This is a genomic window from Chitinophaga pinensis (genome assembly GCF_007896845.1).
In the GTDB taxonomy this organism is placed as follows: domain Bacteria; phylum Bacteroidota; class Bacteroidia; order Chitinophagales; family Chitinophagaceae; genus Chitinophaga; species Chitinophaga pinensis_C.
Window position 1 is genome coordinate 26,150 of the sequence record NZ_VOHS01000031.1, and the last position, 26,904, is coordinate 53,053.

Annotated in this window: 27 protein-coding genes; 8 read left to right on the top strand and 19 right to left on the bottom strand. The window is 45.5% G+C overall.

Annotation, left to right across the window (positions count from 1 at the left end; translation table 11 throughout):
• The first annotated feature begins 30 nt into the window (after window positions 1-30).
• A complete protein-coding gene (locus tag FEF09_RS22455) occupies window positions 31-573 on the top strand; it encodes a YbhB/YbcL family Raf kinase inhibitor-like protein (protein ID WP_146307185.1) in 543 nt (180 codons plus the stop codon).
• Between the two features lie 59 nt (window positions 574-632).
• Here the strand turns inward: FEF09_RS22455 and FEF09_RS22460 are convergent, their stop codons facing one another.
• The 4 genes from FEF09_RS22460 to FEF09_RS22475 form a co-directional block, all read right to left on the bottom strand.
• The gene (locus tag FEF09_RS22460; RefSeq protein ID WP_315898178.1) at window positions 633-1,046 is read right to left on the bottom strand and encodes a S41 family peptidase; all 414 of its coding nucleotides are present in this window, start codon (window positions 1,044-1,046) and stop codon (window positions 633-635) included.
• The gene (locus FEF09_RS22465) at window positions 931-1,674 is read right to left on the bottom strand and encodes a S41 family peptidase (protein ID WP_146307187.1); all 744 of its coding nucleotides are present in this window, start codon (window positions 1,672-1,674) and stop codon (window positions 931-933) included. The genes FEF09_RS22460 and FEF09_RS22465 overlap by 116 nt, the downstream gene beginning before the upstream one ends.
• A gap of 17 nt (window positions 1,675-1,691) precedes the next feature.
• On the bottom strand, window positions 1,692-2,396 hold the full coding sequence (locus tag FEF09_RS22470) for a M949_RS01915 family surface polysaccharide biosynthesis protein (RefSeq protein ID WP_146307188.1): 705 nt from the start codon (window positions 2,394-2,396) through the stop codon (window positions 1,692-1,694).
• 213 nt (window positions 2,397-2,609) lie between these two features.
• Window positions 2,610-3,590 (bottom strand): zinc metalloprotease, encoded by a 981-nt coding sequence (locus FEF09_RS22475; protein WP_146307189.1) that lies wholly within the window; start codon window positions 3,588-3,590, stop codon window positions 2,610-2,612.
• 333 nt (window positions 3,591-3,923) lie between these two features.
• Between FEF09_RS22475 and FEF09_RS22480 the strand changes: the two genes are divergently transcribed.
• Both FEF09_RS22480 and FEF09_RS22485 read left to right on the top strand, forming a co-directional pair.
• Complete coding sequence (locus FEF09_RS22480; protein ID WP_146307190.1) at window positions 3,924-4,907, top strand: 2-hydroxyacid dehydrogenase; 984 nt, start codon at window positions 3,924-3,926, stop codon at window positions 4,905-4,907.
• Window positions 4,908-5,091: 184 nt separating this feature from the next.
• Window positions 5,092-7,236 (top strand): T9SS type A sorting domain-containing protein, encoded by a 2,145-nt coding sequence (locus FEF09_RS22485; RefSeq protein ID WP_186774465.1) that lies wholly within the window; start codon window positions 5,092-5,094, stop codon window positions 7,234-7,236.
• Window positions 7,237-7,317: 81 nt separating this feature from the next.
• Here the strand turns inward: FEF09_RS22485 and FEF09_RS22490 are convergent, their stop codons facing one another.
• Window positions 7,318-8,301, bottom strand: coding sequence for a hypothetical protein (locus tag FEF09_RS22490; RefSeq protein WP_146307191.1), 984 nt, complete (start codon window positions 8,299-8,301; stop codon window positions 7,318-7,320).
• Between the two features lie 138 nt (window positions 8,302-8,439).
• Window positions 8,440-9,780 (bottom strand): serine hydrolase, encoded by a 1,341-nt coding sequence (locus tag FEF09_RS22495; protein ID WP_146307192.1) that lies wholly within the window; start codon window positions 9,778-9,780, stop codon window positions 8,440-8,442.
• An 86-nt stretch (window positions 9,781-9,866) separates the two neighbouring features.
• On the opposite strand from FEF09_RS22495, the gene FEF09_RS22500 reads away from it, so the two are divergent.
• Window positions 9,867-10,688, top strand: a complete 822-nt coding sequence (locus tag FEF09_RS22500) for a ThuA domain-containing protein (protein ID WP_146307193.1) — start codon at window positions 9,867-9,869, stop codon at window positions 10,686-10,688.
• Here the strand turns inward: FEF09_RS22500 and FEF09_RS22505 are convergent, their stop codons facing one another.
• The 7 genes from FEF09_RS22505 to allB are packed head-to-tail and all read right to left on the bottom strand — an operon-like array spanning window position 10,689 to window position 16,605.
• On the bottom strand, window positions 10,689-10,886 hold the full coding sequence (locus tag FEF09_RS22505; protein WP_146307194.1) for a KTSC domain-containing protein: 198 nt from the start codon (window positions 10,884-10,886) through the stop codon (window positions 10,689-10,691).
• Window positions 10,887-10,941: 55 nt separating this feature from the next.
• Window positions 10,942-12,375: a DUF6986 family protein gene (locus FEF09_RS22510; RefSeq protein WP_146307195.1), complete on the bottom strand. Its 1,434-nt coding sequence runs from the start codon at window positions 12,373-12,375 to the stop codon at window positions 10,942-10,944.
• Between the two features lie 14 nt (window positions 12,376-12,389).
• A complete protein-coding gene (uraH, locus tag FEF09_RS22515; protein WP_146307196.1) occupies window positions 12,390-12,728 on the bottom strand; it encodes a hydroxyisourate hydrolase in 339 nt (112 codons plus the stop codon).
• Entirely contained in the window at window positions 12,725-13,231 is a 507-nt protein-coding gene (uraD, locus tag FEF09_RS22520; protein WP_146307197.1) for a 2-oxo-4-hydroxy-4-carboxy-5-ureidoimidazoline decarboxylase, read from the bottom strand. The genes uraH and uraD overlap by 4 nt, the downstream gene beginning before the upstream one ends.
• A gap of 13 nt (window positions 13,232-13,244) precedes the next feature.
• Complete coding sequence (allE, locus tag FEF09_RS22525) at window positions 13,245-13,991, bottom strand: (S)-ureidoglycine aminohydrolase (protein WP_146307198.1); 747 nt, start codon at window positions 13,989-13,991, stop codon at window positions 13,245-13,247.
• Window position 13,992: 1 nt separating this feature from the next.
• Window positions 13,993-15,243, bottom strand: a complete 1,251-nt coding sequence (locus FEF09_RS22530; RefSeq protein ID WP_146307199.1) for an allantoate amidohydrolase — start codon at window positions 15,241-15,243, stop codon at window positions 13,993-13,995.
• A 15-nt stretch (window positions 15,244-15,258) separates the two neighbouring features.
• Entirely contained in the window at window positions 15,259-16,605 is a 1,347-nt protein-coding gene (allB, locus tag FEF09_RS22535; RefSeq protein ID WP_146307200.1) for an allantoinase AllB, read from the bottom strand.
• Window positions 16,606-16,683: 78 nt separating this feature from the next.
• Here allB and pucL point away from each other — a divergent pair, with 78 nt between their 5' ends.
• Window positions 16,684-17,529: a factor-independent urate hydroxylase gene (gene pucL / locus FEF09_RS22540; RefSeq protein ID WP_146307201.1), complete on the top strand. Its 846-nt coding sequence runs from the start codon at window positions 16,684-16,686 to the stop codon at window positions 17,527-17,529.
• Here pucL and FEF09_RS22545 read toward each other — a convergent pair.
• Genes FEF09_RS22545 through FEF09_RS22555 form a run of 3 tightly spaced genes read right to left on the bottom strand, consistent with a single transcriptional unit; the run spans window position 17,474 to window position 22,187 of the window.
• Window positions 17,474-18,493 carry an XdhC family protein gene (locus FEF09_RS22545; protein WP_146307202.1) on the bottom strand — a complete coding sequence of 340 codons (1,020 nt, stop codon included), beginning with the start codon at window positions 18,491-18,493 and terminating at the stop codon, window positions 17,474-17,476. The two genes, pucL and FEF09_RS22545, sit on opposite strands and share 56 nt — an antisense overlap.
• Window positions 18,456-20,765 carry a xanthine dehydrogenase molybdopterin binding subunit gene (locus FEF09_RS22550; protein WP_146307203.1) on the bottom strand — a complete coding sequence of 770 codons (2,310 nt, stop codon included), beginning with the start codon at window positions 20,763-20,765 and terminating at the stop codon, window positions 18,456-18,458. The genes FEF09_RS22545 and FEF09_RS22550 overlap by 38 nt, the downstream gene beginning before the upstream one ends.
• 6 nt (window positions 20,766-20,771) lie before the next feature.
• Entirely contained in the window at window positions 20,772-22,187 is a 1,416-nt protein-coding gene (locus tag FEF09_RS22555) for an FAD binding domain-containing protein (protein WP_186774466.1), read from the bottom strand.
• 180 nt (window positions 22,188-22,367) lie between these two features.
• Between FEF09_RS22555 and FEF09_RS22560 the strand changes: the two genes are divergently transcribed.
• The gene (locus FEF09_RS22560) at window positions 22,368-22,688 is read left to right on the top strand and encodes an ArsR/SmtB family transcription factor (RefSeq protein WP_146307204.1); all 321 of its coding nucleotides are present in this window, start codon (window positions 22,368-22,370) and stop codon (window positions 22,686-22,688) included.
• Window positions 22,689-22,729: 41 nt separating this feature from the next.
• Here FEF09_RS22560 and FEF09_RS22565 read toward each other — a convergent pair whose 3' ends face one another.
• The 3 genes from FEF09_RS22565 to FEF09_RS22575 all read right to left on the bottom strand — a co-directional run bounded on the left by FEF09_RS22565 (window position 22,730) and on the right by FEF09_RS22575 (window position 25,171).
• On the bottom strand, window positions 22,730-23,380 hold the full coding sequence (locus FEF09_RS22565; RefSeq protein ID WP_146307205.1) for an HD domain-containing protein: 651 nt from the start codon (window positions 23,378-23,380) through the stop codon (window positions 22,730-22,732).
• A 66-nt stretch (window positions 23,381-23,446) separates the two neighbouring features.
• Window positions 23,447-24,310 carry a helix-turn-helix domain-containing protein gene (locus tag FEF09_RS22570; protein ID WP_146307206.1) on the bottom strand — a complete coding sequence of 288 codons (864 nt, stop codon included), beginning with the start codon at window positions 24,308-24,310 and terminating at the stop codon, window positions 23,447-23,449.
• 375 nt (window positions 24,311-24,685) lie between these two features.
• Window positions 24,686-25,171 carry a GNAT family N-acetyltransferase gene (locus FEF09_RS22575; RefSeq protein WP_146307207.1) on the bottom strand — a complete coding sequence of 162 codons (486 nt, stop codon included), beginning with the start codon at window positions 25,169-25,171 and terminating at the stop codon, window positions 24,686-24,688.
• Between the two features lie 172 nt (window positions 25,172-25,343).
• Between FEF09_RS22575 and FEF09_RS22580 the strand changes: the two genes are divergently transcribed.
• Complete coding sequence (locus FEF09_RS22580; RefSeq protein WP_186774467.1) at window positions 25,344-25,895, top strand: RNA polymerase sigma-70 factor; 552 nt, start codon at window positions 25,344-25,346, stop codon at window positions 25,893-25,895.
• Between the two features lie 9 nt (window positions 25,896-25,904).
• Window positions 25,905-26,894, top strand: a complete 990-nt coding sequence (locus FEF09_RS22585; protein WP_146307209.1) for a FecR family protein — start codon at window positions 25,905-25,907, stop codon at window positions 26,892-26,894.
• The last annotated feature ends 10 nt before the right edge of the window (window positions 26,895-26,904 follow it).

The following is a 26,904-nucleotide window of genomic DNA, read 5'->3' on the forward strand; positions in this document are numbered from 1 at the left end:
GTAGCTTTGCAGTACTTTAAAACAAGTACTATGAAAAGAACGAGCACTTTGCTGGCATTGATGGTCTTCGCCTGTTCTGCTATGGCGCAGACGTTTACCTTGAAGAGTAATGACCTCGGAGGTCAGTTTGTCAATAGTCAGTTACTGAATGGAATGATGGGGTATAACGGAGGTAATGTTTCCCCGCAGCTATCATGGGAAAATGCACCTGCGGGTACGCAGAGTTTTGCCGTAACCATGTATGATGTGGACGCTCCTTCCGGTAGTGGCTTCTGGCATTGGGTAGTGTATAATATTCCGGCAGATGTACACGAACTGCCAGCTGGTGCGGGGACTACTGAGCGTAAATTACTGCCTGCCGGTGCCGCTCAGGGTATCAATGACGCGGGTATGCCGGGTTATCTGGGGCCCGGTCCGCTGCCGGGCTTACCACATCAGTATATCATCACGGTATATGCCTTAAAGACAAAAATCAGTCCTGATAAAAGTACGCCAGCTGCATTTGTGGGTGTGATGCTGAATCAGCAGTTATTGGCTAAGGCGTCTATTGTTGGTTATTCACAGCATCCATAACAATAAAAAACGTCTGCATGATCCATGCAGACGTTTTTATCTCAGTGTATATAGTAGTACTATTTGGTTTTCGCCGCAGCGATATCATCCTGTTCTTTCTTTATCAGCTTTTCTGCTTCGGTTCTTGCATCTTCTCCTTTTACAGCCACGTCAGGAATCACACCTTTTCCTTCCCAGCCTTCTTCTGAACCGGGAGCTGCCACCATTTTAACAGGCATAAATACTACGAGGTTTTCTTTCAGCGGGATCATTGAACCAGCTATACCAGCACCAGCAGTTGTATCACCTACGATTGTAGCACGGTGCATTTGTTGTAATGCAAAAGCGAAACCTTCTGTAGCGGAGGCAGTGTGTTTATTAACGAGTATATACTTTGCTGTCCGGCATTCTTTTGCCCGGTACAAAGGGATATGTCCATTCCTGAATATCTTTGGTCCTGTCTTTATGATAGCCATGCAGGTAATAGCGTTCATCGCCGGCATTGAAGAAATAGCCTGCGAGGAAACGTCCCATCATACCAGTTCCACCACCATTATCTCTGATGTCAATGATGATGTTTTTGGAATAAGCGGCCATATTCATAGCATTAGCGGCCATTTCAAAAGCTTCCTGATCACCATGGAAACCACCGGATATCTTGATATAGGCAGTAGATGTTTTCTTATTCAGTTCTACAGCATCGAAGCCGTAGTTATTCTGACGTTTTCTTTCCAGTTCCAGCCGGTCGTCTTCTGGCGTACGTGTATTGGAAAATGATCTGGTCAGTTGTTCATAATAGTCTTTGCTATGAAAGATGGTAAGGTGCACATCCTTATGCGTTTCACGCAAATCTGAGGTGATCTTCCGGGCCAGTTTTGCCGGTGTGAGATCCTGATAAGCTTTCTTTGATTCCTGACTTTTCAGGGTAGCAATATATTTCCTGGAGATCTCCGGAAATGGATAACCTTCTTCCAGTTGTCTGCTGATTTTTCCGATAATTTCATGTGCATCTTCTTTACTCACGACATGACCCGTATCCTGCGGCGTTTGCTGAGCTGACAGGCAAAGCGGAAGGCATAGTGCGCCCAACAGGGCTGCTGATTTATAAAAATGTAGTTTCATACCTCGATTCTGGTTGCTTAATATATCTGTGTTTGTTTTTTGTTCATTCCTTTTTCATAGTCTGTCGGATAGATGATCAGATCTTTCTCCGCCAGTGTATGCATCAACTTCCGGACATGTTGTTGCACCGCCATTGGCAGAGTGTAAAATGTTGCGTCTACCTGTATGTTACGTCCTTCATCCATTACGGAGTTCTGACACCTGATGGCAGCCTTTTGTCCTTTATAGTACAGGACGATCTTCACTCTTCCGTCATCATATCCGTTCATGCCATTGGTGCCGTATACCAATAACGGATCGATGGTACCATCATTATCAAGGTCTTTCAGCTCACAGAATTTTGTCCAGAACCAGTTAGAAGTTTCTACCCCCTCTTTTGGATCATGACTGTTTCTGAAGTCATTCAGTTCCCCCGTTTTAGTAAATCCGCCTGTGGTGGATAGTTGCAGAAATATAGCCTTGATCTTATAATGCACAGTATCATCTGCTTTGATCTCGTCTCTGCTTTCACAAAGTGCCAGATAATAAGTTCCCGTAACATCTTTGTAACGATAAGCCCGCTGTACAGGCAGGCTTTGGAAATAGGTATTTCTTACAGCATCATCAAACGTCTTTTCGGTGACAGATGGAGAAAGAATTTCACTCTCTGTTTTTGTCTGTTGTGCGTATAGTAATTTACCACTCGTAAGGATGATAACCAGTGCTATCAGAAACATCCGCATAATGACGAATCTTTAATGAATTGTTATTATCTTAAATGAATTGTTAATGCAGTAGGGGCGGGCGTTTCGCCCTGCTGCAAGATATTATTATTCGTCAATTTTAGCAACGTGAAACGAAAGAAATTTTGCCTTTAAGCAAACAAAAAAAGCGAAGGATGAATAATCGTCTTAACAACATTCAATTACATAAAAGCTCTCTCCCGGAACTTTTATTTACTGGGCAAAACCAGTACGGCCACCACCAGTCAGGAAGGTCGCCAGCATTCTGGTTTTTTGTCCGGCAGTAAACATATACATACACCTGTCATCAGTATAGTCCATGTAGTTCATGGTCATCTCTATCGGATTACCTGCGCAGGTGCTCAGGTGTGGATAGGAAAGACAACCATAGTTAGGCGCGTTGTGTGTAGGCGTATCGCCAACAAAGTCATTACCGCAGGTTGCATCACCCCAGATATGACGCAGGTTAAGCCAGTGGCCTATTTCATGGGTGGCAGTTCTGCCTTTGTTGAAAGGTGCGGTAGCAGTACCGGTATTACCGAAGCAATCATCTGCGATGACTACGCCATCTGTGGCAGCTGCGCCACCCGGGAACTGTGCATAACCGATCACACCACCGCTCATGGCTCCCACTATCCATATATTCAGTACAGAATCTGGTGTAGTAGCGGCAATGCCACCTGAAGATACCTGCTTCATAGCATCGTTGGTGCTCCAGCTGGTGCGGGTAGTGGATTTTCTTACTACGGATTTCAATTCATAATGAACACCTATACTGGCTTTCACAGAACCGAAAGTAGTAATGGTATCATACTCAGGATTGAGTCCGTTAAAGTCCTGATTCAGAATGTCTATCTGAGACTGGATCTGTGCAAGGGAAATGTTTTCAGCAGTTGTTCTGTATAATACGTTAACAACTACAGGGATCAGAATAGAACCATCAGGCAGCAGACGAAATGCAGATTTGTCTTTCGCTACACGTGCGGTGAGATCTTCTATACGGGCCATTCTTGCCGCCAGCGAAGGGTCTTTTCTCAATTGTTCCTGTAATACTTCCATGGAAGCGCAACGTTTTCCGAGGGTTGCGGGCTGTTCTTCCGGCGTGTTGTTGTCTGTTGTGGCAGGTTTATCATTTTTAGAGCAGGCTGAGAATAGAATGGTGCCACAAAGCAATAGCAAACATAGTCTTTTCATTGTGTTTACAGATTTTGGTAGTTACTCATACATCTATCTTAGGGTTTACTTTACCGGGAGAGAGCAGGATAGATTGTGGGTTTACCATACAAATATAGGCGGATCGGGTGCAAAAAATAAGCCTCCCGGGTAAATCCTGAGAGGCTTATCAGACTAGACTAAAATAAACAATAAAACTAACGCTTTAACCAAATTGACCTGCTCTTAATGGGTACGAGGGAAAAGGTAAATTTTGTTCAGGTGCAAAATTATCTGAAAGACTTTGTTGAAAATATCCCTGAAAACCGTCATTTATGTATTTTGTGGGTGGATAACCTGAAATTTAATATAGCTATGCGAAAGAGAGTGTACATAACAAGAACAGTTCCTGAGATTGCGTTGCAACATTTAAAAGCGAATGGTATCGATTATACAGTATGGACAGAAAGACGTCATCAGTCGGAAGAAGAACTGATACCTGTTCTGAAGGATTATGATGCCATTATTGTGTCCGGTCCGCTCAAAGTAAACCGCGCTTTTCTGGAAGCATGCAGCCACCTGAAAATTGTCTCCATGATGTCGGTAGGGTATGATAATGTAGATGTTGCCGCTGCAAAAGAGCTGGGTATTGCTGTAGGCAATACGCCGGGAGTGCTGAGCGGTGCTACTGCTGATACCGCTTTTCTGCTATTACTGGCCGCCTCCCGTAAAGCTTTTCATATGCACAAGGAGATTATCAGGGGAAACTGGAATTTCTGGGATCCTACGGCTAACCTTGGTCTGGAGTTGAAAGGTAAAACACTGGGAATAGTTGGTTTAGGCAGAATAGGATTTGAATTGGCGCAACGATGTATCGGCGCCTATGGTATGAAACTGATTTATCATAACCGCGGTACAAATGAGGAAGCAGAAAGAGAACTGGGGGCTGTCCGCGTATCTTTCGACGAACTGTTACAGCAGAGTGATGTAGTCTCCGTACATACAGCCCTGACACCTGAAACAAAAGAGCTCTTTAATAAAGACGCATTCAGTAAGATGAAACCAACTGCCATCTTCGTCAATACGGCAAGGGGTGGCATCCATAACGAAGCTGATCTGATCGCCGCTTTGGAAAGCGGAACCATCTGGGGCGCAGGACTGGATGTAACAAATCCTGAACCGATGGCAGCAGATAATCCTTTACTCAATATGCATAATGTAGCCGTATTACCGCATATCGGTTCGGCAACCGTTGATACCCGTAATGCTATGGCAGCCATAGCCGCCAAAAATGTCATCAGGACATTTGAAGGAAGAGCGCTTGAGCATGCCGTTGTTGAAAATATTCATCGCCTGTAAGGGAGGTTGCAGGGGAAAGCGTTTATTTAAATTACGAATTGGGAATTGCCTTTTAGTAAAGGGTTTAGTTAGTGTTAATAGTCTTTTAGACATTTATAAAAATAGTCTTCTGTTGTTAACTTGCAACTAACCGGTTCCTGATTCGTAATTGTTTAAGTATCCGGTCACCCTAAAACTTTCCCGTATGAAAATGCCCGCTACACATCTACTGCTATGTTGCAGTATCCTGTTCTTTTCTTTTGCCACTTCGGCACAGTCCAAACAAATGGAATTTCTTTCAAGAGCCCCCGTAGCCGTCCGGCAAAGCAGCAGTGCTGTTTTTGTCAGCTGGCGTATGCTGGGGACTGACCCTGCTGCCATCAGTTTTAACGTGTATAGAAACGGTGTAAAACTCAATGCAAGCCCTATTACCAATTCCACGAATTATGTAGATAACGTTACCACTAATGGCACTTATACCATACGTCCGGTTATTAACGGAACGGAACAAGCTCCTACAGCTGCTGTCAGCGTGTGGACAAGCATCTATAAAACCATCCCGCTACAGATCCCGCCGGGTGGTACTACACCAGCTGGTGAAGCATACATCTATACTGCAAATGATTGTAGTGCAGGTGATCTGGATGGTGATGGTGAATATGAGATCATCCTGAAATGGGACCCTACCAACGCCAAAGACAATAGTCAGGGTGGCTATACCGGTAATGTTTATATAGACGCTTACAAGATGAACGGTACACGCATGTGGCGTATTGATCTGGGCCGTAATATCCGTGCAGGTGCACACTATACACAGTTTATGGTGTATGATCTGGACGGTGATGGGAAAGCGGAAGTTGCAATGAAAACTGCTGATGCTACTATTGATGGTGTCGGTACTGTGATCGGTACCGCCAGCGCAGATTACAGAAACAGTAGCGGATATGTGTTGAGCGGACCTGAATTTCTGACCATCTTCAACGGACAAACAGGTGCTGCAATGGCTACTACCAATTATCTGCCTGCACGTGGCACCGTCTCTTCGTGGGGGGATAACTACGGGAATCGTGTGGATAGATTCGTCAATGCTGTGGCCTATCTCGATGGTGCCCGTCCTTCGCTGATCATGGGACGTGGATATTATACCCGTCTGGTGAGAGTGGCATGGGACTGGCGTAACGGTCAACTGACACAACGCTGGACTTTTGACAGTAATACCTCCGGTAATAGTGCCTACGCCGGACAAGGAAATCATCAGGTAACTGTCGGAGATGTGGATAACGACGGTAAACAGGAACTGATCAATGGTTCCAGTGCTATTAACGATAACGGGAGCGGCCTCTATGCCAACGGACTCGGACATGGGGATGCTATGCATATGACCGATCTCGATCCTGAGAGACCCGGACAGGAATTATGGCAGTGCCATGAGACGCAATCCCAATATGGCAACTATGGTATTGAATTCAGGGATGCAGGCAGTGGTACGCCGATATGGGGAAGAGGCCCTTCTCAGGGTGTTTCCGGAGATATTGGCAGAGCGATGGCGGGAGATGTAGATCCGACTTACCCCGGTTATGAGGTATGGGCTTCTGCCGGCGAACTATATACCTGTAAAGGCGTTTCCATCGGTACCGCCAAACCCAGTAACAATTTCGGTATCTGGTGGGATGGTGATCTGTGCCGGGAACTGCTGGATGGTGTAAAACTGGATAAATGGAACTATACTTCAAAAACACTGAATCGCATACTGACCTTGTCTGATTACGGCGCCACTTCCAATAACAGCACAAAGGCCAACCCATGTTTAACAGCAGATCTGTTGGGAGACTGGCGGGAAGAAATACTCCTGAGAAGCAGTGATAACACCAGTCTGTTGTTATTCACAACGACAACGCATACCAGCTTCAGACTGTATACCCTGATGCATAATCCACAGTACCGTACAGCTATTGCGTGGCAGAATACAGCCTATAATCAGCCGCCTTATCCTGATTACTATCTTGGTACTGGTATGAGCACACCACCGCAACCAAATATCTATATCCCTAATAGTCAGGCGGCAAGGACAGCCGTACAGAGCACAGCCATAATACCGGATGCTAATACACTGGTCATCCGCCCCAATCCTGTGGATAATGCCGCTTACCTCGACTATAAAAGTGAGAGTACGCGTTTAATCGTCGTTATAAGCGCAGGAGACGGCCGTGTGGTGTTCAGGCGTACTGGTAGTGTCACGGAGTTAAATAACGGTTTAAATGCCGTAATAGGTGGTTTTGCGAAGGGATTGTACGTCGTGCAGCTGAGAGATGGGAAGAAGCAATTTAAAGGAAAGCTTGTGAAGCAATAGCAGGATACAGATAGTTATAAATAAAGCGGGGCTTCCTGTATTGGAACGCCCCGCTTTATTTATAATAGTGAGATTGTCGGATTATTTCTTTTGTTCATAAAAGAATTCTATTCCGACCATGTCCCACACCGGGTAGATATTATTTTCAAAGTAGTTGAATGTTTTCAGTATGCCATTCTGGTCAAACGTCGCTTTGTTCTCATAATCTACGTACTTTATGAACTCATCCTTTATTACTGTACCGACTTCATACAGTCTGCCTGTTCCATTATTGAAAACATTTTTTGCTGATGTATACAGATAAGTGGTGAACAGATAAGGTTCCATTGCATTTTGGTATGACAGGCCGTTCTCGCGTAACGCCAGTACGAACAGGTACCCGGCAGGTAATCTGGACAGGCCTATATTTGCGTCATTATTTTGTATGGAAGGGAAGGTTGCACGTTGGACGTCAGCATAACTGGTATAATCATAAGTTCTTCCCTGCATGGACGCTAAATTGTTTGACGGGGTCCATAAAAAATCAAATTGTGCTGAGTAAACTGATGAATTGGTTTTAGTATAGAGGGTATACTTCACTGTAGTTACCTGTCCCTGATCGTTCCTTGTTGGGTTTATGATAACATGATCGCCATCACCATGATCATTGGGAAGGTTAGATCCCAATATAATACTGTCAAGCAGGCCCTTACTATACATCAGAGAGTAGGTATTCGTATACCCTTCAGCCAGCGACGAACTGGTGAGTACAGTTGACAGCGAGCCATTTTCGTTGTAAGAGAATGTATATACAATTTTAGATAAATTGTTTACATGTTCAACTTTTATAAGCTGGTCCTTCTCATTATAAATAAGTGTGTCGCGCATCAAAGGGCCGTTTATACCGTCTCTGAATTTGTTATAATGGATCGTCTTTCTTAACAGTATATTGCCGGGCATCGTCTCCGCTGGCTTACCTGGGTCGATCTCAGGTTCGATGATATTTATCTTGTCTTTTTTACAGGCAAAAAACAATGTGAGTGTAACCACGATCAGTAGTACATTACTGAGTTTAACAAGTTTCATAGGTCAATAGAATTAATGAAGGTTGCAAAGTTAATGCAAACAAATGCTAAAAATATATAAATTGTTTATTGGTCAGAGAGAATAAAAAAAAGCTTCCGGAATATCATTCCGGAAGCCAGTAAATATCTTCAGCAAGCCTTATTTTATCTTTTTGCCGGGCAATTCCCTGTCATTCTGATACAGGATCATGCCTGTTACTTCATTTTTATCGTTTCTGGTAAACCTCACCTGTGCATCCACTATTTTCAGGAAAAAGAAATCCTCTTTCTCTGCAAATAAAGGTGATTCCCGCTGACCGGTAGGTTGTCCCATCAGCATACCCTCTTTTACGCTCATGACGATGTTAAAACCGGGACGCAGGTTATATTCTCCTGTATATTGTTGCAGTGTTGCCTCTGGTAGTCTGATCGTGATCCTTTCTTTCGGTATGTTATAAGGTTGATTGTACAATACGGCCAGTAGTGACGAAGCTATTTTACTAACGTCTCTGTCGGAGGCATTATCGAGTACGATCACACAGACATCATCTTCCGGTACTCTCATGATGCTGGTGATATATCCGTGGATACCACCGCCATGTGAAACTTTCCGTTTACCAGCAATGGAATCTGACTCCCATCCGTAGCCATAATGATTCATAAACGGGGTGTACGCCTTCTCCCAGTCGGCCTTAGAGATAATCTTATACTGCTGGGCCGCCTGATGCCATTTATACAGGTCGGCAGTAGTACTGTACATCGCGCCGGCTGCAAACGACACCGTTGAATCTACACCCGGAGCCAGTGTACTGCTGGAATCGTTGATGTTGAAATAACCGGTAGACTTTTTACTATCCTTCAGGTTTTTGAAATCAAAGCCCGTATGATCCATATGTAATGGCGTAAAGATGTACTTTCTTACAACTTGCTCATAAGGTTTACCAGTCGCCTTTTCGATGATATAGCCGAGCATGGAATAGCCTGAATTGGAATAATCCCATTTGGTACCGGGGGAGAAGTTCAGCGGTTTGTCTTTAAACAGGGCCATGATCTTTTCTCTGCTGGCCGGATTACTGACTTCTTTATCCATAAAGTCTTTGTCATTGGTATAGTTGAATATACCAGAAGTATGTGTCAGCAGATTTTCTATGGTAATACTATCTCCTTTCGGATAATCCGGGAAATATTTAGACAGCTTATCCTGTATGCTGAGTTTATGTTCTTCTGCCAGTTTCAGGATGACAGTAGCTGTGAATTGTTTGGTAACAGATCCCAGCTGAAAAATAGTACTGGTTTCATTGCGGATACTGTCTGCAGTACGCTGATAACCATAAGCTTTATCCAGCAATATGTTGCCTTTCTGTGCCACTAATACGGTACCATTGAACTTGTGTAACCTGCTGTACGCGCTGACAAGTGAGTCCATTTTTGCAGTCGTGTCCTGTGCAAATGCATTGTGCAATGAGCCGAGGATAAGCCCGAGGCAAAGCAATTTTTTCATGTGAATTGAGATTTGGGAAGACGGCTGGGCTATGTTGTGAACCTAAAGATAATGTTATATTTTGGGATTATATAAATTCACGTATCATGAAAAGATTATTGCAGGGAATATTGATCTGTTGCTGTTCTCTGACCCTCCTCTCCGTACAAGCCCAGAAAAATAAACCTTTTAAAGTACTTGGTTTCTACACCGCCTTACACGATCAGGCGCACATCAGTTTTGTACATGAAGCCAACCGCTGGTTTGCCGATATGGCAAAACGGTATCACTTCACTTACGATTCCACCAATGACTGGAATAAGCTGAATACAGATGTATTGGCGCAATATCAGGTGGTTCTCTTCCTTGACACCAGACCAGATACACCTGCCCAACGGGAGGCTTTCAGGAAGTATATGGAAAATGGTGGCGCATGGATGGGCTTCCATTTCTCCGCTTTTGCCCTGACGCCATCTGATTATCCGCAGAACTGGGATTGGTACCATAACGAGTTCCTCGGCTCCGGTTCCTATGGTAGTAATACCTGGCGGCCAACGTCCGCTATTCTACGTGTGGAACACCCGGAGCATCCTGCAATGAAACACCTGCCGGCTACTTTCAAGGCATCCCCGAATGAATGGTACAGATGGGCTAATGACCTGAAAACCAATAAAGATATAGAGATACTCTTATCTATTGATCCGGCGAGTTTTCCGTTGGGTACCGGTCCTAAACCACATGAGATATGGCATAGCGGCTATTACCCTGTTGCGTGGACAAACAAACGTTACAAGATGATCTATATGAATATGGGGCATAATGATATTGATTATGAGCATCATACCAATAAAGACCTGTCTCATACCTTTGACAACAAGATACAAAGCCGCTTTATACTGGATGCATTATTGTGGCTGGGAGGTCGTTGATCAGCTTACTTTCTCATAAGCATAATGGCCTTTGATGTGTTTGTTCAGATAAGTGCCTTTAGACCCGGAGCTTTTCATCGCCTGATATACTTCCTCCGGTACGTTCTTGTAGTCATAGACCATACCCGAAACGAAGATGACCCGCAAAGTAGCTGTCTCATGGTCATAATGCATTTTATATACAACAGACGATGGCATCACTGATCTGTGTACAATTGCCGCGCCAGTTCCGGCAGCGTCAGCTGTATATGGATCAGTGCTGTTTTCTTCTGCCTTCCAGTATCCGGTAGAAGGAACGACTTCTTATTTCGTCAAGCGTCAGGCCTGTCGCCATTACTTCCTCTTCAGTGATCGCCCCGCAATTGATGGCTTTCAGAAAGAAATTCAGGAGTCCTTGTCCGGTAGCAGCATCATCAAAGATGTCTTTCGTTAATGTGGATATTGCGGCACGTTCTACAAATGTTTTCAGCCGGAATAAGGCATCCTCATAGTTACTCAGGAAGAACAGATAAATTGCTGCGTACCGCATAGGCAGTTGTGCCGGGTTCAGATCCCATCCCTGATAAAACCCGTTGATCAGTGAATGTTGGCTATGGCCATAACCTGTACGCCAGGCATGATGTACACTTGCCGCGTTTTCCTGTAACTGCGCCAGACTCAGATGATCGCCTTTATGGGGCGCAATGGGAATAACATTGGTAGCACCATCGGAAAGAAATATACCTGTACCTCCTAATGCGACTTTCGTCATATGATGCGCGAAGTCACATACCGGATGTGCCATCGTCTGATATCTTGCTGTAATACCACAGGAGGCCGTATAATCGTAAGTGCCAAAATGTGCCGCAATGCAACGTCCTTCGCTGGCGCGGATGATACGCATCAGAGGATTCCTTCCCTCATCATCCATAATGATCTGTGTTGCTTCTACCATGGTTTCCATTTTCAATGCACCTGCCGGCAGGCCATGCGCTTTTTCCAGTAGTTCGAATAGTCTGACCAGTGTAGTTGCCTGTTCGGGAATAGTCACCTTGGGCAGCATGACAACAAAGTTCGCAGGTAATACTCCTTTCGTTTCCTGCAGGAGCGTCGTGAGAAACAGGTCCAGTGTTCTTACACTACGATATTTGAGGTCTTCTGTAAACGGCTTGATCCGGATACCGATGAAAGGGGAGATTGTCTGTTGTTGCATTCCCAGCGCCAGTTCTTTTGCGGCAGCAATGGCCGTCGCATCTTCTTCTGCATCCGGGCGATTGCCAAAGCCGTCTTCGAAATCTATGCGGAAATCTTCCACGGCTTCTGTGGATAACTTGCGGACTATCTTATTGTAAACCGTATAATACAAAAAGGCTGGTTCCTGTTTACGGTCTTGATCTGACAGATGCTCCAGTTTTTGCTGTAAGGCGGCAATGTCTGCCGTTTTATCAGGTAATTGTTGGTGTCCCTCCAATTGCAAGGCTTTTGCCAGCGTAACAAAATCAGGTGCATATGTCTGCAGGTGTTTCAGCGCAATCTCTCCCATACGGGTGCAGGTATCGGCTTTGAAAAGATTAGCACCGCCATAGACGGTATGTACGGGTTGTCTGTCAGGCTTATCACCGGGATATATCTGCTGGAATTTCAGATTTGCTTGTTGCAATGTCTGCAGCAGCTGTTCTTTTTCATTTTCAGCTATAGCGAGTTGCATAGTCAGGGGGTGTTTTAGGTACCACGGTAAGTGGAATAACCAAATGGATTTAACAAAAGGGGAACATGGTAATGTTGCTGATCGTTGATAAAGAAAACAACTTCTACAAAGGGGTAGAAGCTGTTGATGCCTCGGGTATCAAAGTAGGGTTGTGTTTCAAACCTGAGTTTATACACACCGGCGGTTAATATTTCTTTCTTCTGCAGCAGATCAGTCACCCTGCCATCCTGATTGGTATGACCGGAAGCGATGGCCGTCCAGTCTTCTTCCTGTTGCCGGAAAAGATGGACGGCCACGCCCTGTGCAGGAAGGCCTGCGGAAGTATCCAGTATATGTGTGGTGATCCGGCTCATGCGCTCAGCAGCTTTTTGAGTCTGATAGCGGTGATCTTTTCCTGTTCACCCATTGCGATCTTTATCTCTTCTCCTTCATTGTTTTTCAGTCGCTCGGTAAGGATTGATAACATTTCGGGAGCTGATTTACCGGTAGCGCATACGATGAAGATGTAGCCGAATTTATCTTCATACAGTTTATTCCCTTTTGCAAAGGCCTGCAATATTACGGTCGAAGCGTCGACTGTACCCACCTGTTCTCCGGCGGCCCATTGTCCTGTAGCTGCAAACTTGTGTTGCAGGGCATGCAGGTCGCCTATTTTCGGGTGATGGGTAAAAGCTTCTTTCCAATCTTTTTCTGTACAGGAATGCCAGTTACGGGCCGCGGCTGCCAGCAGACTGTCTTCATCCTGTACGGGAAATTCATTGCTCATTTTCTGAATCCATGCGGTTGCGCCACAGCATTTACTGAGCGCTTCATTTAATTGTTCTGGTGGTAGTGCATTAAGTGCTGTCAAAGTCATTGGGTGGAATTTATTATAGAGTAGTGGGGAACCTGTTTACATTCTTGTAATAGATGTAAACGGCAGGTTCTTTTCCCATAGCAGTAAACCATTGCTGGCAATAGGGTGCCATCCAGATGGCGTCACCTTTTTTAACCGGATACCATTCATGATCCAGCATATAGATACCCTGTCCCTGTAGGTAGAGTAATCCGTGTTCCATGACATGTGTTTCTACAAAAGGCAGATGTCCGCCGGGATCGTAGGTGAAGATGTTCACCGCCATATCAAAAGAGAGATCTTCTGGTAATAAGACCTGTAAACGAAGCGCCGGATCACCCAGAAAGGCAGGGCCGTCTACATTTTCGGCGTTGCCGAAGATGAACGGCGGACGTTTATATCCTTCGAGTGGTTCGTATACTTTATGAAAAGTAAGGATCTGGGTACCTGTTGTAAATTCATCCAGACGATAGGAATGTCCGGCAGGTACGTATACAAAATGTCCATCAAGCAATGTTTTATCCTGCTCATCCACTTTTGCGGTGCATTGACCGGAGATGACATAAAAAAAGATCTGTCCGGTTTCTGTATTGCCGGAAATAACGGTGTCTGGTTCTGCGGTGATCAATGTCTGTGCGAGGTGCGCGCCCATCTTTTCATTAATGAGCACATTCACGCGGCAATTGGTCCATCCGGGTACTACGCTGTTGACATGTCCATCCGGAGATATCACTGCATGGCTACGTGTTACTACTGATCTCGTCAATGCTGATATTTTCATATTACCGCTTTTTATAGACCTCGGTGAGGCGATGAATAAAATGATCTGATACTTTTACGGCGGCGGCGATATCGGGTACTTCTACATTTTCCAGCGGCTGGTGACTGATACCTTTGTAACATCTGACAAACAGCATGCACACAGGTGCAACTGCAGCAATGGTCACGGCGTCATGTCCTGCACCACTATGCAGGTTCTTCAGGTCATAGCCTGCTGCCGTAACGGACTGTGCGAGCAGATGGCTTAAAGCCGTATCACACGCGACAGGTTTATGTTTTTGTATAAGGTCCCAGTCTGCTGTAAGTTGTCTTTCATGACAGATCTGGGAGGCAATATCCTTCAGTGATCTTCTCGCTTTTTTAAGGATCATGCCATCACTGCTTCTCAGGTCCAGTGTACAGGTCACTTCTCCCGGTATTACATTACTGGCCTGATCAGCAATATGCAGGGTGCCTATTGTCGCCAGTAGTGCATCTTTCTGTGTAGATGCATAGTGTTCGGCTGCCAGTATGAATTCAGCTGTTGCACACAATGCATCATGTCGCATGTCCATCGGTACGGTGCCGGCATGTCCTGATACGCCATTGAACTTTACACGGATGCGTTGTTGTCCGGCGATACTTTGTACAATGGCTACCGGCAGTTTCTCTTCGTACAATACAGGCCCCTGTTCAATGTGTATTTCAAAATATCCCAGCCATTCTTCCCGGGGAATTACATCATCGGATAACAATGCCGGATCTCCGCCAATGGTTTTGATCGCATCACGGAGTGTAATGCCGTCACTGTCTGTTTTATTCAGCAGTGAGATATCAAATGTGCCGGCTACAGCCGTGCTGCCCAGATAAGCAGTGTGAAACCGTACTCCTTCTTCATCGCTGAAAGCGATCAGTTCTATGTTGAAAGGTAACTGTACATTTTCCTCCTGCAGATGGTGGATCAGGTCTATGCCCATGATAACACCCAGAGGTCCGTCAAAGCGGCCTGCATTTCTGACGGTATCGATATGGGAAGCGATCACCAATGTACGTGCATCGGGTACCTGACTATTCCATCTGCCTCTTACATTACCGATGTTGTCTATTCTGGCTGTCAGTCCTGCTTCCTGCATCCATGACAATACTTTACTGCAGCCGCTGATAAATGCGGGCGAGCCAAATGTGCGTGTGATACAGGTTGTGTCCTCGCTGATATCTGCCAGTTCGTGAACTCTGGCAAGGATACTGTTTGCGCGGTGCAGGTAGTTTTCCATACGGCAGTATTTAATCTATACGTTCGATTGTCTGAAAATGTTTTTCCCCTGATGTGTATGGGGGAAAATTCCCTGATCGAATACTTTTACTCCTTTCAGATACGTCTGTTCCACTACACCATATAATCTTTCATTCAGGTAGGGCGTCAGTTTGTGTTTATGATACAAACTTTCTGCATTTACCGTAAATGATTGTTCCGGATCCCAGACAACGAGGTCGGCATCATATCCTTCAGCGATCTTTCCTTTCTTATGTTGAAGTCCTGTTAATACAGCAGGACCTTCGCAGAGCCAGCGGGCTATCTGTGGAATTGTGATACCCCTGCTTCTTCCGGCTGTCCATAGTGCGGGTAATGCCAGTTGCAGGGAAGCAATGCCTCCCCATGCCTGCGTAAAATCGCCTGTTTCCAGCTGTTTCAGTTCCGGCGGACAGGGAGAGTGGTCTGTGGCAACAAAGTCTATAATACCGGCTTTTAAAGCCTCCCACAGCTGTGCGTTATTCTCCCTTTCCCTTATAGGTGGTGCACATTTAAAACTGGTATTGCCATCGGGAATCTCTTCTGCGTTAAAATAGAGGTAGTGCTGGCCTGTTTCGACCGTCAGCGGTAAGCCTTTCTGCCGGGCGATCGTGATTTGTTCTATGGCCGCAGCAGCAGACAGATGAACAATATGTACCCGGCATTGATATAATTCACAGAAATGAATCATCAGTGCAATGGCTGCCTGTTCCCATAAGGGAGGACGGGAAGCCATATATTGGCGGTAAGAACGCTTATTATCCTGTAACGGATATTGTAAATCTGGCATCAGTTCACAATGTACCAGCAGGGGTAGGTTATGTCTGGCAATAATGGGCATGGCCATTTCCAGATCAGCTGCTGTAACATTGGGAAATTCTTCAATACCTGAATGGGTAAGGAATGCTTTGAAACCGGTAACACCTCTATGTGCGAGTCCTTCAATTTCATGTGTATTACCGGGTACAATACCACCCCAGTAGCCACAGTTACAATGTAACTGCGGAGTGGCTGCCTGTATTTTTTCTTCAAATGCCTTTACACTGGTGGTTACCGGAGAGGCATTCAGCGGCATGTCTATGAGCGTGGTAACACCTCCTGCCACAGCTGCCTTCGTAGCCGTTTCGAAACCTTCCCAGTCTGTTCTGCCGGGTTCGTTGATATGCACATGGGGATCGATAATGCCCGGCATCAGTATGCTGTTACCAATGTCTACAATGGTAACGGCATCTTCAGGCAGCGTCTCACTCACTGAGTAGATGGAACCATCTCTCACTACTACCACCGCAGGTCTTAAACCATCAGGTGTGAGTATATTATTTCCTTTTATAATGAGGTCAGACATATATGGGGGCTTCTAAGTAAAAATAGGCAATTAATTCTTTATATTAGGGTATGTGACCACCAAATAAAATGCCTCAAAATGAAAATCAGACTCGGAGAAAACTGCTATGGAAAAAACGCGGTACAGCTGTCCAAAATTATACGTCATCCCGCTTATCATGAATTCAGACAAATAACAGTGAACGTATCGCTGAAAGGCGATTTCGAAGAGGCGCATACAGTGGGTGATAATACTAAAATATTGCCCACCGATACACAAAAAAATACCGTGTATGCTCTTGCGAAAGATCACTTTAAAACTTCCATAGAAGACTTTGCCCTGCATCTGGTGCATCACTTTGTTACCACACAGCCACAGGTAACGGAGGCGACTGTTGAAATAGCGGAACATGCGTATCACCGTCTCTTACTGGATGGTACAAGTCATCCGCATGCCTATATCAGCGGCGGCCAGGAAAAGCATACCACGCTGGTCAGAAAAGATGCTGCAAATGTCAGTGTCAGTTCGGGTATCAGTGACCTGCTGATCCTTAAAACCACTGACTCTGCTTTTGAAAAGTATATCAAAGACCGGTATACCACCCTGAAAGAAACAAGTGATCGCATACTGGCCACAAAATGTACGGTGAACTGGGTATATGATAAATTGCCGGCTGATTACAATCAACAGTTCGACGGTATCCGGGACGTGCTGTTGCGTACATTTGCCGGACATAAAAGCTTATCTGTGCAACAGACGCTGTTTGCCATGGGGAAAGCAGTACTGGAAGCATATGCCGGCGTGAAAGAGATTTCTCTTGAGATGCCCAATAAACATCATATCCCTTTTAATCTGGAACAATTCAATATTCCGCACGAAAACGAAATATTTATTGCGACGGATGAGCCTTATGGTCTGATTTCGGCAACCGTTGTACGGGATTAGCAAGATGTCTTACCTGTATGATCTGTGCCGCAATACTGACGGCTATTTCCTCCGGTGTCTGACTGCCGATCTCGATACCGACAGGGGCACAAAGTCTGCTTAATAGTGTTTCATCTATACCTTCTGCCCGATATGTTTCCAGCATCTTGTCAATTTTAGCAGCGCTGCCCAAAACGCCGCAATAGGCGAAAGACTTGTGCATCAGGGCGCGGATGGCAATATCATCTGTACGGTAACCTACCGTCATGATCACTACATAGTGATGGTCTCCGCCGGGGATCATTATTTTTAGCTGACTATAATCACGTACTATCGTCTTTTCGTGCGCGGTATTGTTTTCCAGCAGAGTATGTACATGCGGACGGTCTTCAAATACATGTACATAAAAGTCCAGTTTGCGCATCAGTTCTGAGAGTGCCAGTGAACAATGTCCGCCACCAATGATATACAGATAGTCTTTGTATCCGATCTTTTCCTGATAGTGCCAGTCCAGCTCTGATTGCATATGAAATACCTGATCGGGCTTGCCTTGTATATCCGTGCTGAATTGTAGTCCGAGAGGCGACAATTCAAGTATACCCTGATGATGCAGGGTGAGACAGGCAATGATCTTATTGACGGGGGTAATACTTTCCGGCGTCAGTTTATACAACAGGATGGTCTGATCGCCTGAGCAGATCATACCACTTTGGTTTTTGGGAACGGTTTTGTCGTGATATTGCTGATGAATGGAATAAGAGGTGGCAAAGTGTCCCAATTGTTCTTTGGCCATCTCGGCAAATTTATGTTCCATAATTCCACCACCGATGGAGCCAGCTATGTCTCCCGACTGATTGACTGCCATAAAGAAGCCTCTTCTTCCGGGGCTGCTGCCATTACTTTCCAGTACATAGAGGAGCATAACGGGAATGTTCTGCCGGAGGCTTTTACTGATCAATTCCCAGGTGACTAACTGTTTCTGCATGTTGTTGATTCTTTTCCGGATTGGTTTTAGAATATAATGCCAACAGCACTTTTTCAGGTGTCATAGGAGTGATAAACGGGATATCAGCATACGGATGGAAAGCCCGTATGGCGTTATGCAGGGCAAACCATGCGCCTATACCGTACATCAGAGGCGGTTCTCCTACCGCTTTGGACCGGAATATAGCAAGGTTCTCCCTGTTAGTTTGTAAAGCTGCTATATCAATTGTTTTAGGGACGGAATAGATATCCGGCACTTTGTAAGTAGATAGCGCGTTCGATCGCAGTCTGCCTTCTTTATCATACACAACTTCTTCCATGGTCATCCAGCCGATACCTTGTACAATACCACCTTCGATCTGTCCACGGTCAATGTCTGTATTCATACTGTTGCCAAAGTCGTGTACTACTTTTACGGTATCAATGGTATAGATACCCCGCAGACAATCAACGGTTGCTTCAAGTATTGCCGTGCCATACACATGATAGGCAAAAGGATGTCCTTTTTCTTTTACCGCATCGTAGTGAATGTCCGGCGTGGCATAATGTCCGTGTTCAGACAGGCTGATACGTCTTGCAAAGGCGGTAGTGATCAGTTCCTGCCAGTCCCAGTGGGAGGGCATCTCATTCACAAGTACCTTTCCGTCAGACAATGAGATACTGTCAGTACTTACCTGAAAGGCTTCCGCAGCCAATCTCTTCAATCTGTCCAGTATAGCCGTACAGGCAATGAGCGTGGCTTTCCCATTCAGATCGGCTGTAGCACTGGCAGCAGAAGGAGAGGTGTTGGCAATGGTATAGGTGCTGGTATTATTGAGTCTGATCTTTTCCGGAGGAATAGAAAATGTCTGTGCTGCTACCTGCAATATTTTGGTGTTGACACCCTGACCCATTTCAACAGCGCCGGTACTGATGCCTACGCTGCCATCGGAATAAATATGTACAAGTGAACGGGCATTGTTCATCATGGTATTGGTAAAGGAAATACCAAAACAGATGGGCATAAATGCCAGTCCTTTTTTAAACAGTTTGTTGTCGGCATTGAATTGCTGTATTCTTCTCTGCTGATCGATGACATCATACAATGCCTCTGCTTTTTCCCATGAGTTAAGCGCTTCACTTTCGGCTGTTTGTCCGTAAGGAAATTCCTGACCTGTACTGATCAGATTTCGCTTCTGGATAATCGCGGCCTCCACTTTTAATACGCATGCTGCTTTCGCGATAGCTGCTTCTATCACAAACATACCCTGTGGACCGCCAAAGCCTCTGAAGGCGGTATTCGGTGGCAGGTGTGTTCTGCAGCTCCACGCTGTTGCTTTTACGTTGGGAATGTAGTAGGCGTTGGTACAATGAAATAATGTTCTGGCCAGTACCGCCGGCGAAAGATCTGCGGCGGCGCCGGCATTCTGGAAGAAGGATGCTTCATAGGCGAGGATCTTCAGATCTTTATCCAGACCTATTTTAAAGTCGGCGGCGTAGGGGTGTCGTTTACCTGTCATAGCCATATCTTCCATCCGGTGCAGGGCGTATTTAACAGGTTTCTTCAGTAACCATGCAGCCAGTGCACACAGAGCAGCCCATGTATTGGCCTGATCTTCCTTGCCACCAAAGCCACCACCAAGTCTTGTTACAATGACTTCAAAACGATGCATAGGCGCCCCGATAACACCGGATACGGCACGTTGTACTGCTGTTGGTCCCTGTGTGGAGGAATAGATCCGCAGACTGTTATTTTCCTGTGGAATGGCGTATGCCCCCTGTGTTTCAATGTACAGGTGTTCCTGTCCGTTGATATCCACATTTCCATCTATGATATAAGCACATTGTTGCCATGCATGGTCTGTATCTCCCAGCTGGAAGGTACGTGGTGGTATGATCAGTTCCCCTTTTGCCTGTGCTTCCCTTGGATCAGTGATGACGGGGAGCGGATCTGTTTTTATACGGATCTTTCTGACTGCAGCACGTGCTGCTTCTCTTGTCCGGGCTACAACAAAGGCGACAGGCATTCCGCAGAAGTGTACATGTTTATCGGCCAGTAGGGGTTCGTCTTTGATGATGCCGCCTATCTCATTGTGTCCGGGGATATCAGCGGCTGTGAAGATGCGTACGACGCCCGGTATCTGCAGGGCTTCTTCGAGTATTAATTCCCTGATCACGCCATGTGCGCAGGGGGAACCATATGCGGCTCCGAACAATGTTCCGTTCAATACGGGTACATCATCCAGATACACAGAGGTACCGCTGACATGGGTGTTGGAATCAATATTCTTCATACAGCACTATAATAAGCGTTCCACCTGAAGCGTGGGGAACAGGGTGATGAAATGTGCTTTTATCAGTTGTTCGAGCAGCAGTCGTTTATATTCTGCTGTACCTCTCGTATCGCTGATAGGCGTGATCTCCAGTTGTGCAATGGCGCATGCCTGTTTGATGGTCGCTGTACCGGGGGCTTTTCCTGTCAGGAAAGCGGCAGTATCTGTCAGCATTAATGGCACCGGACCAACGCCGCCGGCAGAGATGCGTATTTCCCGGATCAGATTTGCGGCCATCGTAATACTGACAGCACTGTTGACACTGGCAATATCGAGATGTGTACGTTTGCTGACCTTTTCAAAATTGAAACCGGTGCTGTCTCCCGGCAATTCAAACCAGCAACGGGTAATATATTCTTCCGGTGTCTTGTTCAGCTGTTTATATCCTTTATAGAAATCGCGCAGCGGCAATGTCCGGACGGTATGTCCGTCGCTCAGTTCCAATATAGTATCCAGTGCCAGAAAGAAGATGGTCATGTCTCCGATGGGAGAGGCATTGACAAAATTACCGGCGATGGTGGCCATGTTCCTGATGGGGGTGGAAGAGACCAGTTTCAGATAATTACCAAGCGCAGGAAACCAGTTACGCATAACAGATGATTCCAGCAGATCATTCACTGTGACGGAGGCGCCCAGTACACAGCGATTATCTTCGCGGGTAATGCCTTTCAGCAGTTCCTGTCCGAGAAGGAAGCGGATCGGCTGTTCCTGTATGGTTTCAGGTTGTTGTACATACAGATCTGTACCGCCACCGACAAATATTGGATGACTGTCGGGAGAAGGGTTTAATTCGCCGTTTAAGGACATAATAAGGCGCTTTAAGCGCTCTTTTACCCCTGCGAAGTATTCCGGGAGTATTTGTTGTCCGGCGGCAAATATGGCCGGTTCTTCGCCATTTCTGTCGATCAGTAGTTTTGCTACTGTGCCGGCTGCTCTTTCAATAGATTTGTAACCGGTACATCTGCAGATATTTCCATCTATGGCTGCAATGGCATTTTCCGCATCAGGTGTTTTTCTGTCGAGGCAGAAACCAGCCAGCGACATGACAAATCCGGGTGTACAGAAACCGCATTGCGTGGCGCAGTTGTCAGCCATTGCCTGTTGTATGGGATTGAGTGCCGGCAACATATTAATGCCTTCTATAGTGACAATATGTTTGCCATGGGCATTACCCAGTGGCGTCAGACAGGATGTCCACGCGCGGTATACCAATACGCCCTGTTTCAGTTCTCCCGCGAGGATAGTGCAGGCGCCGCAGTCACCTTCATTACAACCGGTTTTTGTACCGGTCAGGTGCTGATGATATCTGATGAAATCCAGCAGCGGCATACCAGGGGGCAGGGTGGTACCAACATCTTCATTATTAAGGATAAACTTCAACAAGGGTTACAAAGGTGCTTTCTCTGAAGTTAACGAAAATTTTCCATGTCCGGAAGGGGCATTTCGTGATTATAAGCGGGTTTTTCATGTGTATGCGATGTTGAAAAACAGCATTGATGGAAAGAAGACTGGCTTTCCGTAATTTTGTAACCAAACGGTTGCTTAAAATCAGTTGTTCATATCATGAGAAGGGATGTTTTTCAGGCTATAGCAGATCCTACGAGGCGGGAGATCATCAATTTACTGGCGCATCAGACCCTCAATCTGAATGCGATTGCGGATAAATTTGACATCAGCAGACCGGCAGTCTCCAAACATATCAGGATACTGACGGAATGCGGACTACTGATGATCACCCAGCAGGGGAGAGAACGATATTGTCGTGCGGACCTGCAGAAGTTGCAGGAGGTATCGGAATGGACGGCGCAATTCCGTTCTTTCTGGGAGCAGCGACTGGATGCGTTGGGGGAGTTTTTGGAGAAAGGACCGCAGGATGAGCAGTAAGAGACAGGATTGGCGCTTCATTTACGAAGCGCCAATCTGCTTTATTCGCCCCATGGTGAGTGCAGAATGCAATCGCAGAAGTTCTTTCGCTCGAAGTTTGGTATCATAAAAGCACACACGTCTGCTTTGATATTCCCGAAGGTGGTGTCTGTTTTATGCTTAAAACCATCGAAGAAAGCAGGGATGATCTTCTTTTTAAAATCCGTTCTTGGGAATGCTTTAATGATTGCATCCCTGTTTTCTGTACTCAGGTGCTCATATCCTTCACCCATCACATCCAGTCCTACGCCTGAATACATCAATGCTACTTCCGGTTCTTTATATTCGGCAATACCAATGGTGGTGTGCAGGGCAATGGTATCCCATACACGTTGTAATGACTGTTCCGGATAACCATGACTTTTCAGGAAGTCTCTTGCTGCGTTGGCACCATCTACTTCGAAGCGTTTATCCGGACTGCTGTAATGCGGTACCAGTCCGAGGTCGTGAAAAATGGAACTGATATACAGTAGTTCTGTATCGTGTTTTATGTTGTTACGTTTTGCATTCAGAGAGGAAAAGAGGAATACCCTGAGCGAATGGTTGTAGAGAAATTCTGTACCATGTTCCAGCAGCAACTCTGTGGCCTGCTTCGCTACCTGACTGTCCGGAATGTCTACTCCTGCTAATTTTGATAATCTGGTTACTGGCATAATGTTAAAATTTATACCCCAAAATTACCGGGAAAGGAAAGCGGAGGAAATGCTAAAATCGGTGATTCAGATACCAATTTTAACAAACTGGGATCTGTATTCTATGGGAGAAATGTGTGTTTCTTTTTTGAAGAAGTTGCTGAACTGATAAGGTGTGGCAAAGTTGAGTATATAAGAAATCTCTTTCACTGGTTTTGTGGAAAACTGCAACATACGTTTGGCTTCTGCCACCAGTTGTCCGTTGATAATATCCTTTGCATTTCTGCCTCCGCAACGTTTACAAAGGTCGGCCAGTTGCCGGTAGCTGATACCCAGCTTTCCGGCGTAGTCATTCACTTCATGTGTATTACGATATTCTTTGCTGACCAGTTCTACATACTGGCGGTATACTTTGTTTTCTGTTGTACTGTGTCCTGCGTGTAGCAGACTATTGACATTGGCTACTTTGATCATGATGATCTTAAGATAGGCTGCCAATGCGTCGCCTTTATTCACATAATCAGGACTATTGAATTCTTCAAGTGTTGTGGCAAGCAGGCTGTCGATAGCCAGTTCGTCTGCTGCGTTTAACTGCATCTGCTGATGACCGGAAGGATCATTGTAGAGTACCGCTTTGCAGTTAGCCGCGCTGGCTGGCGTTTTCTCCCAGAAACAGTCTCCGAAGCGGAGTATATACCCGCTGATCTGATTGTGGTCGCTGACGGAATAGATCTGTCCTTTGGAGATAATAAAGAGGCTATGAGGGGCGATTGCATGGGCTTTTCCGTCAATGGTCATAGTACCATGCCCCTCCTGCACGAATATCAGTTCGTTGAAGGAAATGCGTCGCAGGAAATCATCTTCAAACAGGCGACCATCTATCGTCGCTATTGAAAAAGAATCTTTCAGCGCAGGGTTGATATCTATGTTTAATATGTTAGCCGTCTGCATACCATAAAGTTAAATAAATATCCATAGTAAGGATATTTAAAGAATTGATGCTTTTATAGATAGTGTGGTAAAAAAGACCTCCACGGTGATGTGGAGGTCTTTTTTACCACGTGGAAATTAAGCAAATCGTGTTTTATCAGGATATGGATATGGTTTCCGTTGTGTCTTTTATTGGTTTAATATCGGTTGTTTTTTCCGACTGGAAAGATGCGGCTTTTCAGTGGATTGGAAAATCCCCGAAAACGGGGAGGAGGCTTTTCACCGATGTATAACGAAGGTATTTCATGACTACGCCGTCATCTCTTCGTAGTGGTACGAAGCAATAACGGCGTAATCATGAAGTTATATGGGGATGATGGTAAAAACTGATGAAGATCAAAGTGGTTTTAGCATCCAGACGGTGCAGGCGAAATGGCCGGAATTGCCTAGTGGCTTTTCAAGGTACTGGAAACCAGCTTTTTCATAGATGCTGATTGCTTTTGTGAAGTCTGGGAAAGATTCCAGATAGATCTCTTTATAACCTAATTGTCTGGCGCCTTCAAAGGTCTGTTCCATCAGGGTTTTGCCCAGTCCTTTCCCACGGGCGGCACTGCTCAGATAGTATTTAACGAGTTCGACGCATCCTTCCGGTAAGCCGGCTGTAGGGAACAGACCGCAGCCACCCAGCACCACGCCGTCCTCTTCTGCAATATAATAAGCACTACCGGGCGTCTGGAAAAGGTCGGACAGGTGATCTGTTTCCGGATCGGAGTAAACGGTGCCGGTTTTCGGTACGGTATCAAATTCGTCAAACGTGTTACGGATGATCGCTGCTAATGCTGCATTATCAGCCGGGCTAATGTTTCTTATAGTTACTGGCATGGCGTATACTGTTCAGGGAATGATTGAACAGGATGCAAAAATAACTTAATCAGCGGGTTAGAACAGTGACAAACTGTACCATTGGGAAAAATAAAATATTTTCCGGCCGCATAAGGGTATTGATCTGCTGGCGTGTCTTCTATATAACCGGTCATGCTAAAAGCTGTACACATTGAATAAACTGATCAACCCGCAAAGTGCGAAGGATATTTACAGGCAGTGCTTTCACGATAACTTTGAGCGCCTGCACCGCTATGCCTTTACACTGTTACAGGATAATGAGGAAGCCAGAGATGTTGTGCAACAGGCTTTTATCAAACTTTGGCAAAAACGGGACGAGATCAATCTTGAGCTGGCCGGCCGTTCATACCTATATACAACGGTACAGAGACTGTGTATCAACATTTACAGGCATAATAAAGTCAGGAGGCATTATAAAGATTCGGTACTGGCTACGCATCAGGAGGAGTATACTGATCATCAGCTGGAAAACCGGGAGATCAGTAACAGGATCAGTGCGGCTATGGATGCTTTGCCGCCAAAATGCCGGGAGATATTCTGTAAGAGTCGTTTTGAAGAAAAGAAATACGCAGAGATCGCCGCAGAGTTAAACATATCGGTCAAGACTGTAGAGGTGCAGATGGGCAAGGCTTTGAAGATTATGAGGGAGCAGCTGGCAGATATCATCACAATTTCCATTATTCTCATTGCATATTTCAAATAGCGCTTCATCATGAGTTTACATCAAAAGATAGCAATAGATACCACTCTACTGACCAGATATCTGGCCGGCGAAGCGACCCCGGACGAAGCGATGGCAATAGATGACTGGTTGAAAGAAGGTACGCATATACAGGAATTTGAACGCCTGCAACAGTCATGGCAACTTATTTATGGTGCCATTGCATATCAGGCGCCAAAGGAAGATCAGGAATGGGCGGCGCTGGAGGCTGCCTTACCCGCAACAAAAAAGCATGGTAGCCTCAGGCGGATGGTCGTACGTTATGCAGTGGCAGCTTTGATCACTGGTGTGCTGCTGGGGGCGGGATTGTATACTTATCTTCATTACAGCAGACCGGTATGGCAGCAAGCGCTTGCCGGAGCGGCACGTGATGTGCGTAAGGGTGTATTACCGGATGGATCAGGTATTGTTATCAACAGAAACAGCACCCTGCAGTATGCGGCGGATTATAATAAAGATGACCGGAAAGTATTACTGGAAGGAGAAGGGTATTTTAATGTTGTGGCAGATAAGGAACGACCTTTTATAGTGCATAATGGCGCATTGAAAATACAGGTGCTGGGTACTTCCTTCAATGTGAAAGAAGATACAGGCAGGACTATCGTCACTGTTACTGCCGGGAAAGTAAAATTATATACGGAAGATCATGAACTGATCGTTGCTGCAGGACAAACAGGCACTTATCTGCCGGCAACGGATGAGTTACTGTTGAGCAATAGTGTGGATGCCAACAGTATCAGTTATGCCACCGGTGATTTTTCCTTTCAGGATATGTCATTGCCGGATATCTGTCACCATCTTGAAAATACATTTGGAGTGCAGATTATACTGAATAATGCACAGTTATCGCAATGCCGTATGTCGGCTCATTTCAAAGACAGACCACTTAGTTATATCATGGATATCATGTCGGCTACATTAGACATTGAATACACCACAAAGGACAGTATCATTCATATCAGCGGAAACGGCTGTAATTAACCTATAATTC